Here is a 12,189-nt window from a genome sequence, read left to right as displayed (position 1 = left end):
GTGTTTGCGGCCTAAGATGTCGCCCAAGGAGCTCGTATGGTCACCAAGATAAAGACACTGCCAAAGCATTCCGTCCGCCGCATCGCCATGACGCTATGCGCCACCAGCCTGCTTGCTGCATGCGAGCCGTCACTGCCGCCACCGCCGGCTGGGTCGAAGCTCACCGCTGAAACGATCGCCACGCGTGAAGCGCCGGCTGAACATCAGTTCAAGGGCGTACTTGCGGGAAAACCCATTCATCTGCTTGCGCATAACTGCAAGGTGTATCGGGTTGATCCCGCCGAAGGCGAGAACGTGAGCTGGACGCTGGTGCTGGAAGGCGATTTCTATCCTTTGCCGACGTCGTGCTTGCGCCAATCGCTGACGGAAGAGAAGGGCGGCGTGACGGCGTTCATTGGCCGGCAGGCGCTTGGGGCGGGAGGATGCTGCACGGGCACGCCGGAGTATCGGACGAAGGATGGGGTGACGTGGAAGCCGAATTGAATCCGTGTCACCCCGGCGCTCGGGTCACGTGGGCCATGAAGATCGCATCGCATGGCCCCTTCCCTGATTCAGCGCGATGACACCGAACGCCCCCGCGTCATCGACTCCAGCACGCCATCCCGCCGCACCCAGCCATGAAACAGCGCCGCAGCCAGATGCAGCAGCACCGTCGCAAACAGCAGAAGGGCCAGATAGCGATGCGCACCGCGTAGCCAACTGAACAACCCCGCATCCGCAGGCGCAATCGGCGGCAACTGCCAACCGGCCGCCACGACCGGATAACCACCCGCCGACAGCATCGCCCAGCCGATCAGCGGCATCGCGAACATCAGCGCGTACAGCAGGATGTGCGACGCCAACGCCGCATGACGTTGCCAGGCCGGCAGATCAGCCGGTAACGCAGGCGCGCCCTTGCACAGACGCCTGGCCAGCCGTATGCACACCAGCGCCAGCAGCGCCAAGCCCAATGGCTTATGGATCTGCACCAGCCACTGATGCCGCTCGGACGCAGACGCCACCATGCCCACGCCGATGAACAGCATCGCGAGTATGCCGGCCGCCATCGACCAATGCAGCACGCGTGCGAATAGGCTGAACGTGGCGGGCGGCCGGCGGGTTTGATTGGGCGACGGGATCATTGGGCGCGCTCCGGTTGGGTCGAATGGGATGACGCAGCGGCGGCTTGAGGCGGCCCTTCGCCCGTGCGGCGTTCATAAGAGGCCGCATAGGCCGCGGAACGCGCCGCCAGCAGCGGATCGTCGGACACGGCGATCCCTTGCGGCAACACGGTCGGGTCGTAATTCACGTCGCGGCAAGGGCCGTCGCTTTGCGGTGCGCTGCTGGTTATTACCACGGTGCCGGCGTCGACAGTCGGCCGGTCCGCCGGCCACTGGCGGGTTGCGTCGTTGGTGGAGTCGCCGGGCTGGCCCAGCGTAAGCAGCAGACGCCAGCGCAACGGCCCTTGCGTCAGGCGCTGCTGCAGATCGGTTTGCAGATAGTCCGCATCGTGCCCTGGCTGCGCCACAGGCGCCGCCGCCGCGTCCAACGGCGCCAACTGCCAGCGCACCGGCTGGCGCTTTCCGTTCTCATTGATCAGGTAGAACGCATTCAGGCCGTAATAGTCTTCGGTCGCGTAGCTAGCCGACGGCTTGGCGGTCTTGGCCCACGCGCGGAATGCACCCGTTTCCGGATGCGCCGCGAAAAACGCCTGCATGCGCTGCGGATCGGGCTTGCCCGTCTTAGGGTCGGGCCGGCCGGCCAGCTGCTGATCGTAGAACGCCTGCGGGGTCGACAGCGGAAACACCGGCATGCTGTTCATGCCAGTTCGCCACTGTTCGCCATTGGCAGACGTGAACATCAACGCAAAGCTGCGGATCGGGACGCTGGAGTCCGAGGCATAAGGATTGCCGCCGGGAAGGGCCAATCGTCCGATCACCGGCGTGCTGCCCGAGGCGAACACCGCAGCGGTGGATAACTCGTGCGCCGCGCCGCTGCTTTCAAAGCGGCCGATCACACAGACGCCTTTGGCGTGGTTGCGCCGAAAGCCCTCGTGGACGCCGCTGTTGGCTTCCAGGGCGTTCACGATGCGGTCGGGCGTCAGGCGCTGCGGGTCGAGCCAGCCCCCCACGTAGGCGAACGCGGCGCCGGATGCGAGGACGATGGCGCCGATGGCGGTGAGGCGAAGGAGGGTTTGCGGGGTGGTGAGCGGCCGGGGCTTCAGGGGCCGGTCTTCTGGCGGCTGACCGTCTTGTTGCCGCGCACCCGTCGTTTGACGATTCCGCGGCAGGCGGCCCGGCGGCTCGCTTCCCGGTGGCGTTTGACCCGGCGGCGGGCCGTTGCGGTCAGATCCTTGTTGCATAAGGCTCCTTGCCCATGGGGCGATGCATACCCCTGTAGGACGCCGTGCGAAAAAAGTTATTCCGACATGGAATAAACCCGCCGGTGCGGCGTCTTACTGGATTGGCCTGTAAGCTGGCTACGCAGGCCTTCCCAGGAACCCGCCATGATTCAACCGGTCCGCGTGCCGCCCGACGCGCCGGCATCCACCGACGACGAGATGCCAGCGGAAGAACTCTCCGACGCCGTGCTGCGCCAACTACTGCCGCGCCTGCGGCGTTTTGCGCTGCGCCTCACGCGCGATGCGGTCGCGGCCGACGACCTGGTGCAATCCACCTTGGAAAGAGCGCTCACCCGCTGGCGCGGCCGCCGTCCGCAAGGCGACGTGCGCGCGTGGCTCTTCACCATCCTGTACCGCCAATTCCTGGACTCTCAACGCCGTTCGCGCCGGTATGCGCGGCTGCTGTCGTGGTTTGCCGGGTCCGACGCCGCCGCGCCGTCGGCCGAGCGCGAGGTCATCGCGCGATCTTCCCTGGATGTCTTCGAACGCCTGCCCGAAGCGCAGCGCACGCTGCTGTGGCTCGTCAGCGTGGAAGGCATGAGCTACAAGGCCGTCGCCGATGTTTTGGACGTGCCGCTAGGCACCGTCATGTCGCGCCTGTCCCGCGCGCGGAGTGCCTTGCGTGAATTGCATGAGGGGCAGGCTGGCGAGGCTCGTCTGAGGATATTGAAATGAAAGAACGCTCTATCGATGATCTGACGCGTAATGCGTATGTGGATGGACAGCTGGATCCGTCGCAGTTGCAGGCGCTGCAGGCGTATTTGCGGGCGCATCCTGATGAGGCGCAGGAGCTGGAGGCTTGGCGTCGGGATGCGCAGCGGCTGCGGGAAGGGGCTGGCGGGGATGGCTTGCCGGGTAATCCTGCGTTGGATCCTGCTGCGGTGCGCGCGGGGCTAAGAGTTCGCACGCGGCGGCGGATGGTGATGGCGGCTAGTCTCGTTGTGGCGGTGGCGATTGGCGGCGTTACGGGATGGAGTGCTCGGGATTCGGCCTTGGCGAATCGGGTGCTGCCTATGCAGGATGCGATGCAGGCTTATCGGTTGTTTGCGTCAGCGGATGCGCCGCAGCCGGATGTGCGTGCTGAGGCTGGAGATTTGCAGGGGTGGTTGGATGCGTATTTTGCGCATGCCGAGCGGTTGCCTAATTTGAGCGATAGCGGGTTTAGGCCTGTTGGTGCGCGTTTGTTGGCGACCGATCAGGGGCCGGCGGCGCTTGTTATCTATGAGAACGCGGGGCAGCGCGCTACGTTTTATATTCGGCCGCCTGGACCGGGGGGGCAGTTTTTGGCGCAAGGGAGCCGGAGGGATGGCGAGCTGCTGGCGCGGTATTGGTCGGGGAAGGGGTACAACTATGCGTTGGTGACGGCGGAGGATGGGCGCGGTCAGAACATGCAAGTGGGTGAATCGTGACGCCTCGGAGCGATTAACGCCTCAGATCGAGCAAGTTTTCGTCGAATCTAACGGCTCGGGCCTGTCGCACATCGCGGCAGGCCCGAGCCGTTTTTGCGTCTATTGAATCGACGCGGGCGCGCCATGCGTGGGGTCGGCGCAATCGGCATCTTGTGCGCACGCTCGTGCCGTTTCCAGCATGGACTCTGTCATGACGCCCATGTGGTCACACAATCCTTCCACCCCGCCCAACAATGCGGCTACGGTCCATGCGTCCAGCGGCTGCGCGCCGGTTGCGTCGGGTTCGGAGGCGCTGTTGCCGACGAGGCGAGCGATCGACGCGATGGCATAGCGGGCGCGATCGATGTTGTAGAGGTGGGAGAGGGGAATCAGGCCAAGCTCGGGATTGGTGTCAACGAACCAGGGATCTTGGGTAAGGGAGTGCTGCGTCATGGAAAATCTCCTATAGCGGCAAACAAACCCGCACCCCACTTCCAAATGGGGAGGACGGGCACGAGTCGAGGTTGGAAGACCGGAGCTATAGGACCCGGCGTGCGCAAGCGCACCCCCGCCAAGGCCCGTCCATAGGGACGTACAGAGACGCGCGGACGCAAATAAGCCGCCTTAGCGGCGGCTGCCCGCCTATAGCTGACCGGCTTCCAAACCGGGCTACCGTTGTTGCGGTAGTGGGGGGAGTATACGGCAGGGATCGGAGTGGAAAACAACGAGGATGACGGTTTTAGCTCAGTGCGATGATCAACGCCAATGTCGGCTTTCGACCCATTACAGCCAGTCGCTTTTGTACAGACCAACGTCCGAAATGCAGCGGTTGCAGTCGGTGGTCGCCTCAGACCAAACTGATACTGACCTTTGTCAAGCGGTCGCGGGCCCCGTTTGAGTGGTCGAGGCCGCCCCAATGACCGCTCGTCCCGTCGATGAACAGGTGTCCTCTACCCAGAAGATACATCCACTTTCCGGATCTTGCTACGTCGAAGCCGACCGTCATGAGCGCCCCTGTGCACTAAAGGTGGGAGGACGAAGGTGCCTCGCTTTGGCCGAGCGAAGGCAACAACCCTACGGCCTCATCGATGAGCAACCGACAGGCTTGCAGCCGTTGCATTCGCCCGGGACAGGCTACAAGCTGCCAAGAATTGAGGCGCATCCGGTTCAGCGGGCTCATCGCCGTTGCGTTCAACTGCCTTGTCTGCGCGGGAGGCCAGGTATGCCGGACTACTTCCTACGTTAGTCTTGCCACTCCATACTTGCAGGTCGACGACTTCCAAAGCCTCCGTGCGTTGATCAGGTGACTCCCCAAGCTCATTGACGTCCCCATCTAATGTAAGATACGAAAACTACATTTACTTACACGCACGTCGCTTTATTGCTTGCCAACGCGGAGGTGAATTGGAGATCCGCAAGGCGGCCGCAGTCGCCTACCCGAGAAGCGTAGATTATGTGGATCGACGTCCACAGGGTGCAGGCATCCGAGTCCGTTGAAGCACCCAGAACGTTAGTCATATCGAGGTGAACGTATTGCCGATTGTTCCAGGCACACTAGAAAGCGAAGCGGGGATGAAGCGTCAAATTGCGCTTAGTGACCTTCTTACAGAGTTCGACGAGCGCATTAGCAGCGAGCTGAACTTGGACCCGTTGGGCCTGCAGGTAATCTGGTCGGCCTATGGGCAAAAGATCTTCCGCCACCGCATCAGCTCCATTTCCAACGACGTTCGCAACTACACGCTCAACCTCTTTAACCACTGGGTGACCAAGGCCCTGGTCGAGGACGATGCGGTGCTGCTGGGCAAGGGGCTGTTGCACGACAAGGCCTACGCAGGCCGGGGCAAGGATTCGGCCGCCTTTAAGCAGGCCTGTTTGATTTACCTGGAAAACGTGTTCGCCTTTGCGATGGTGGAAGTGCAGGCCGATACGAGGATCCAGACTGCGGGTGTGCTTGGGATTTCCAAGGCGCGCCGGCGCTGGGAAGAGACCGATGGCAACCCGCGGCTGGTCTTCAGCCCCGGCGCTCGAGCCCACGTGTTGGTGCGGCAGAACTCGCTCGGAGTGAGCGGGCGTTATAAGACGCCGCTGGTGGAGATGGGCTTCTTTGACGGCAGTCACGACTACGCACTGCCTGCGTCGCGGCCGCAGTGGCAGAAGGCGAAGGCGCAGTTGTTTTCCGAGGGTAAGCCCCTGGCGCGCTTGCAGGCGCTCGTACATGCGCACTTGGCCGGACTGCTGGCGGGCGTACGTCGGGAGCCTGAGCTGAACTTTGCCGAACTGCCACTGGCGCTCAAGCAGGCCTTCGTCGCGGCCTTCCGGTCGCCGTCGTGGGTAGGCGCGTATGCGCGCGACTTCTGGCTCGGAGTTACCGAACTGGACCAGGGCGCGCCAGGCGCCTTGTACGAGGCACTGAAACAGGAGTGGCTGGCGGATGGCCAGGTGCGGGCGAAGCCGACCGAGCAAGTGTTCGCGCTCGCGGCCGGGCGCGCGTCGCTCGCGGCAGGCGATCGCGACAAGCTCGAACGCGTGCGGGTGCTCGAACCCTTCCTCGCCGAGCTGGACCTGCTGCTGGGGGTAATGCTCTCGGCCAAGTCGCAGTCGCTGGCCGAAGTGTTGGCAAGTTGGAAGTCGCTCGACCGCGATGGGGACACATTGCCTCGGTTGGCAGAGCCCATTGAAGGCAATGCAGCGATGCGCGAGCAGGTATCGGGAACGGCCGCCGAGCGGCTGACGGAGTTGTTGGCTCTCGCGCGCGGCAACAGCGTGCAGCAGCAGGTGGAGCGTCTCCTCAAGTACCACGAGAAGGTAATGAATGCGCGCGGCCAGTCGCCCTGGCTGCGGCTGCTGAACGGCAGCCAACTGAGGATCGATGTACGCATCCGCCCACTGCCGGGAAAAGAGGAATGGCCGGTGGGCGCCTGGGTCCACCAGTACTACGTGCCGCAGTTCCGCCACCTCCTCTCCGGGATGCGGGGGCTGGCGTGAAGCTGATGGATGTATTTCGGCAGCAAGTGCGGGCGCTAGGTCCACTAAAGCGGGCCTGGTTCACCACGTTCAACCTGGGCATCCCGTTCTTCGAGACCCATGTGTTGCCCGAGCTTCTACAGGGCGACGCCGATCCACCCGCCAACCGTATGGACTACGAGAACATGCAGTTGCAGCTTGCCGAGCGCGGCATCGACCTGCGCGTGTTCTGCGACCTGCGCATGATGGAAGCCGACCAGCTTAAGCGCACGGCGTTGCCGATACACGGCGTGCTGCCGAGGCGGCTGGGGCTCGAAGGATTCGGCCCGGAGTCACTGTTCCACCCGAAGGTGATCTTTTTGGAGGACGAAGGCGGCCGCATGGTGCTGGGCGCGGGCAGCGCCAACCTCAGCGTCAGCGGCTGGGGGCGTAACCAGGAAGTTTTCTGCTTCCACGCGGTGAGCAACAACGAGCAGTACCAGCAGATCAAGCGCTTCTTCGAGCCGCTGTTCGTGGCGGCGGGGCTGAGCAAGGCGCTGGGCGTGCGTAAGCAGTTCAAGGGAGACGACGAGGGCTGGCGCTTTGCGCACAGCTTCGAGGGCCAAAGTTTCCTGGAACTCCTGCTGGCTGGCACGCAGGCTGGGCGGATGACTGTGTGGTCGCCGTACTTCTCGCTCGACCTCGCGGGGCTGATCGAGAAGATCCGGATACTGGCTGACCGAAAGATCGACTTCGCAATCGTGCCGGATCGCGTCGGCAACCGGCATGTGCGCACGAAGTGGTCTGCGGCAATCGAGGAGATGTTGGACGAGGGTGGGCTCGTCTTTCATGACCGGCCATCGCCGCGGGCCGACGAGATCGAGATGACCCACGCCAAGCTCTGGCTGGCGCAAGGACGCAGGGCGCGCCTGGCCGTCGGCTCCTGGAACTGTACCGAGCCGGGCTGCTCGAGTTTTGGGCTGCGCAACGTGGAAGCTGGCTTCTTGCTTGACGTGGCTCCTGCAACGCAAATCTCCGGACAGCCACTGGCCCTAAGTGCCGCGGATTTCAGCACCGATGACATGCTGCGGGATGACGAGTTAGATCCGCCGCCTTATCCCTTGCCTTTCGAACTGCAGGTGAGTTTCGACTGGGCGCAGGGGGGCTACAAGGTGCAGGGTCGGCTGTACGAAAAGAGCGACGGTTTGGGTTACAGGCTGCGCCTGCCGGGGTTAAAGCAGCTCCTGGGATTGGATTGGAAGGAGCGCCGAATCGACGGCGCTTGGCCGCTGGAAGCCATCGCGCTGGAGCTGGCCGACAACGAAGCGCTGCTCGCCGACCACAGCTACGAGGTCTGGCGCGGCAACAGCCTGGAGTACCGCGGCCTGGTGCTGGAAACCGGGCTGTCTCATCGGCGCGCCCAGGGCTACGACTCCTTGAAGGACTTGTTGAATGACTGGGTCGAAGGCGTCGAGCCTGGCGGCAGTGATAAGCCCCGGTTGCGCCCGGTGCTGCGAAACGACGACGTGCCCGACGACGAGCCAGCGCCGCCAGGCATCTCCGTTGACGCGGGTGGGCTGAGCTACTTCCGCGTGTTCCATGCCTTCGAGCAGTTCCGCCAGCGACTGCGCGAGGTGGACTCGCGGGATATTCTGGAGAAGCTGTTGTTCGTGCAGGCCGGCAGTCTGCAGGAGTTGGTGGCCAAAGTGAACGCGCAGGCGGCGGCACCCGGCGGCAGTGCGGTGTTCAACTGGTTTCTGCTGCAGGAGGCGGACTCGCTCTACGCCGGGGCACTAGAAGCGCACGCCCGCACGCGCGCGAAGTACGCACGGTCGTCGCCGCCTGAAGGCGCGAAGTGGCAGAGCCTGAAGCCCGACAAGCGGCTGTCGCGCCTGCCGCCGGAAATCCGCGGCAACGCCGAGTATATGCGGCAGTTGCGGAAGGCTTGCGGCTATGGACGCTGAGCGCTGGGGCGCGTTGACGCCAGAGCAGGTTTCTGGGTGGATCACCTTCGACCGAGAGCGCGCGGACTGGACTTATCGCGAAGGCGACCCCGCCATGGCCGCGCGCCAGGCCGAGGGCGTGGCCGGCTTATGGAACAAACTGGGCCGCCACCGTGCGGCCTTGCTGGCCGACGAGGTGGGCACGGGCAAGACGCTGCAGGCGTTGGGCGTGATGGCGCTGCTCTGGAAGGCGAAGCCCGATGCGCGCGTTCTGGTCATGGCGCCCAACCGCGACATCTGTCGCCACTGGGAGCGCGAGTACGCCAAGTTCGTGCGCACGCATTACAAGCAATCCGACGACGTAGTGCGACGCGTGCGCGACGGCGAGCCGGTGCACGGGGCCAGGCTGGCCTGGTCGCTGGCCGAGCTGGCTCAAGCCGTGGAGGCGCGGACGCACCGGTTCTTGGTGACGACGATCTACTCGCTGAGCGGGCTGATGCGCGCCGAGCACGACGAGGGCCTGGACAAGCTCCAGGGCGCAGCAGCCGCGGCAGCCGAGATCCACCACCGCCTGAAGGCAGCGTTAGGCGGCAGGGGTTTCGACCTGCTTGTGGTGGACGAGGCGCACTATTTCCGCAACAGCCGTGGCAAGTCGCAGCGCGCCAGTGCGGCGCGCAAGTTCTTCGGCCTACCTGAGGACCGCTTGGGCGAGCGCGCGCTGCTGATAACGGCAACGCCCAGCCACGCGTCGATGCATGACGTGACAGCGATCCTGGGCTACGTGACCGAGGTGGGCCAGGACAAGCCTGAGGCGTTGCTAAAGAAGTACACGCTGCGCCGTCTGCGCCGGATGAAGGGCCGCGACGGCAGCTACGAAAAGTACTGTTACCGCCACGAACGGGCGGTGGCGTCGGACCTAGTGCACGACCCGGCGGCTGAGTTGTTTTTCGCGCTTTACCAAAAGCTGCTGGTGAGCAAGGAGGTACAGGATGGCCGGCGCTTTCTCTACGGCTACCTAGAGGGCTTCGAGTCGTTCAAGGTGCAGGCGTCCGAAGCGGAGCAGGAGACCGAGGAAGACGTGGCCAAGCGCGACTTCCAGGGCGCGCCCGACACAGAGATTCTCATCCGACTGGCGCGCATGCACGAGAGCCTGGGCGGCTTGCCTGCGCACCCCAAGTACGACGCGCTGGTGAACTCCTGCGTACCAGCCGACGTGTTCGATGCGGGCGTGGATGTCCACGAGCACAAGCACCTGGTGTTCGTGCGCAGGATCCCTTCGGTGCGCGAGATCGTTGCGCGCGTTAACGTGACCTACGACCGGCAGATGGGGCAGCGGATTGTGCAAGCGCTGGCGCCGGACGACACGGGAAGGCTGTTGAGGCGGTGGGAGGCCAGCCGTTGGTCGCGCGAATTCTTCAACCGGCACTTTGGCGGCCATGGCGAGGCCGACGACTCGATGCTGCTGGAAGGCAATGACCCAGCGGCAGAAGAGCACGCGGATGCGGATGCCAACGTGCATTCGAAGGTGGCCGATCTGTTCGTCGTAAAGAAGACGGGCGCGCAGCGCAGCACCGACGCCTCGAACTTCAGCCTTCGTCTCCGCAAGCCGGAGAGCCTGTTCACGCTATTGCTGGAACCGGCCAGCGATTACAGGGCGGGGACCTACGGCTATCACTACCGAAGGCAGTCCGGCGACCGGCTGCGCGACGAGTACGCCTCGGCAGCACTGGAGGCGCGCGGCGCCGGCGAGAAGCGTGGCGTCGGCGTGATGGCGGACGAAAAGCTGGACTTCACGAAGCCGATGCCGACGCTCTGGGGGCTGATGTATCGCCAGCTCCACGCCGCCGACCGCGAGCGCATCGACCGCTTGGCTCGAGAGTCAGCAAAGGCCGAGAGCTTCGGCCGTTACCTCAAGAACGGCTTTCTGTTCGCCAGCCCGGTGATCGTTGAGCTGTACTGCTGGTATGCCGAATTCCGTCGGGGCGGAGAAGCGGGCGATGCTCAGCAGCGCTATTTGGCATTTGTGGATTTTCTGGACGCAGGTTTGAAGGACTCGCTGGCTTTCGCCTACTTCCGTGCCGCACTGCAGACCTTCGATGCCTTGTGGGAGAACGTGCCCGACGAAGACCGCCAGGGCTGGCACAAGCTCACTGGGCTTAGCAGCCCCGCCTTCTATGCAAGTGGCGCGGTCAAGGACCGGCAGCGGCTGATCCTGGGCTTCAACAGCCCCTTCTACCCAAACGTGCTGGCCGCGACCTCGGTACTGCAGGAGGGCGTAAATCTGCACTTGCAGTGTCGCAAGGTTCACCACTACGGCATCGCCTGGACGCCGGGCGACAACGAGCAGCGCGTGGGGCGGGTGGACAGGCTCTTCGGCAAGGTGAATGCGCTGCTGGAGCGTGACGGCCGGGCCGAACTAGCGATCCAGTACCCATACTTAGCACGCTCATTCGACGAGGAACAACTGGCATCGTTCGTGCGCGAGAAACACCTTGTCGAAGAGCGCATGGATGCGTGCCGGCAGTCGCTGATTGGCGCTGAGATCGACCTGCGGCGCGCGAGCGATGCATGGCGAAACTACCTGCGCACGCCACGCGAGAACATGGTTGAGTCGAACCTGGTCGATCCGTACCCATACGATCCAAAGGAAGAAAGGCCGGTCGGTGCCTACATGCCACACTTGGCCGAAGGGCGCGCCGACTATCCGTAGATCGAGCGCTATCCTTGCGAAGGACTGGATGAACCGTCGGCGACAGCGCGATATTGCGGGCGCATCGGTGGGGCTCGGGTAGTTCTTACTCTGTTGTCCTGGAGCTGCCGGGCGAACCAAATCATTGCAGTCGACGAGGAGCCTGCATTTGGCACGGTGCAGGCCTAATTCATCGACCCAATGCCCCAGAGTTCGGCGTACTAGCGAGTGTCCGGCCGGTGATCGGCAAGGACAGCCGTCATTTGCAAATGTGGCTGCGACGCGCGGAAGGGCGACGACTGCTGACCGAGTCTGACCCGCCCTCGGTGTCGGGACCACCTGGGATGACTACTGTACGTGGGAGCGGCCATCCGGGCACGGCGATCGACTGACCGCCATCAGCCTGAAGCGGCCATTCAGCCAAACTTTTCAGGTGACCGCTTATAGCCGGATACCGACCCCGCGAGAGGCGCTGAAGGCCAAATGTCCAAATCTGCGGCCTGATCGCTACGGCCTCTTCGTTGGTCAGCACGGTGATTGGAGGCTGTCAGGCGATCAACGTTCCGAGTCAATGTTGAACCACGGGCGGAAATGCCCAACGAGCCTGTCCTCAGCAAAAAAACGCTCAGCGACAGCATTGTCCGGGAACTTATCGCACCAAGAAAAGCCTACGCTATTGGCAATAAGCGCCAACGGATTAGATTCGGCTGGGAAGATATGTTCAATTCCAAAGCGCAATTGACAAGATGAAGTCCGGGGCTTTGTCTTGAGGTTCCCCGATAGTGCTAGATGTGCACGGCCTGCCGTACCGGGCAAAAGATGCTCGCGAAAACGGCGCCTCAAATT

Annotated in this window: 9 protein-coding genes; 6 read left to right on the top strand and 3 right to left on the bottom strand. The window is 63.5% G+C overall.

What is annotated here, in order from left to right; genetic code table 11:
- Positions 1-36 precede the first annotated feature (36 nt).
- Positions 37-483, top strand: coding sequence for a hypothetical protein (locus QEP15_RS00455; RefSeq protein WP_280148297.1), 447 nt, complete (start codon positions 37-39; stop codon positions 481-483).
- A 68-nt stretch (positions 484-551) separates the two neighbouring features.
- On the opposite strand, the gene QEP15_RS00450 is transcribed toward QEP15_RS00455, so the two are convergent.
- Entirely contained in the window at positions 552-1,121 is a 570-nt protein-coding gene (locus tag QEP15_RS00450) for a cytochrome b (protein ID WP_280148296.1), read from the bottom strand.
- Positions 1,118-2,341 carry a catalase family peroxidase gene (locus QEP15_RS00445; RefSeq protein WP_280148295.1) on the bottom strand — a complete coding sequence of 408 codons (1,224 nt, stop codon included), beginning with the start codon at positions 2,339-2,341 and terminating at the stop codon, positions 1,118-1,120. The genes QEP15_RS00450 and QEP15_RS00445 overlap by 4 nt, the downstream gene beginning before the upstream one ends.
- A gap of 198 nt (positions 2,342-2,539) precedes the next feature.
- Here QEP15_RS00445 and QEP15_RS00440 point away from each other — a divergent pair, with 198 nt between their 5' ends.
- Together QEP15_RS00440 and QEP15_RS00435 are read left to right on the top strand one after the other, a co-directional pair.
- Complete coding sequence (locus tag QEP15_RS00440) at positions 2,540-3,055, top strand: sigma-70 family RNA polymerase sigma factor (protein ID WP_062839395.1); 516 nt, start codon at positions 2,540-2,542, stop codon at positions 3,053-3,055.
- Positions 3,052-3,789, top strand: coding sequence for an anti-sigma factor family protein (locus tag QEP15_RS00435; RefSeq protein ID WP_280148294.1), 738 nt, complete (start codon positions 3,052-3,054; stop codon positions 3,787-3,789). The genes QEP15_RS00440 and QEP15_RS00435 overlap by 4 nt, the downstream gene beginning before the upstream one ends.
- Before the next feature lie 99 nt (positions 3,790-3,888).
- Here QEP15_RS00435 and QEP15_RS00430 read toward each other — a convergent pair whose 3' ends face one another.
- Positions 3,889-4,221 carry a hypothetical protein gene (locus QEP15_RS00430; protein ID WP_280148293.1) on the bottom strand — a complete coding sequence of 111 codons (333 nt, stop codon included), beginning with the start codon at positions 4,219-4,221 and terminating at the stop codon, positions 3,889-3,891.
- Between the two features lie 1,119 nt (positions 4,222-5,340).
- On the opposite strand from QEP15_RS00430, the gene QEP15_RS00425 reads away from it, so the two are divergent.
- Genes QEP15_RS00425 through QEP15_RS00415 form a run of 3 tightly spaced genes read left to right on the top strand, consistent with a single transcriptional unit; the run spans position 5,341 to position 11,364 of the window.
- The gene (locus QEP15_RS00425; RefSeq protein ID WP_280148292.1) at positions 5,341-6,753 is read left to right on the top strand and encodes a hypothetical protein; all 1,413 of its coding nucleotides are present in this window, start codon (positions 5,341-5,343) and stop codon (positions 6,751-6,753) included.
- Entirely contained in the window at positions 6,750-8,675 is a 1,926-nt protein-coding gene (locus QEP15_RS00420) for a phospholipase D-like domain-containing protein (protein WP_280148291.1), read from the top strand. The genes QEP15_RS00425 and QEP15_RS00420 overlap by 4 nt, the downstream gene beginning before the upstream one ends.
- Positions 8,665-11,364, top strand: coding sequence for an SNF2-related protein (locus QEP15_RS00415; RefSeq protein WP_280148290.1), 2,700 nt, complete (start codon positions 8,665-8,667; stop codon positions 11,362-11,364). Before QEP15_RS00420 ends, QEP15_RS00415 begins: the two co-directional genes overlap by 11 nt.
- Positions 11,365-12,189: the final 825 nt, after the last annotated feature.

It is taken from the genome of Achromobacter mucicolens (assembly GCF_029866465.1).
Classification (GTDB): Bacteria; Pseudomonadota; Gammaproteobacteria; order Burkholderiales; family Burkholderiaceae_B; genus Achromobacter; species Achromobacter mucicolens.
This window is presented reverse-complemented; position numbering and strand designations above follow the sequence as displayed.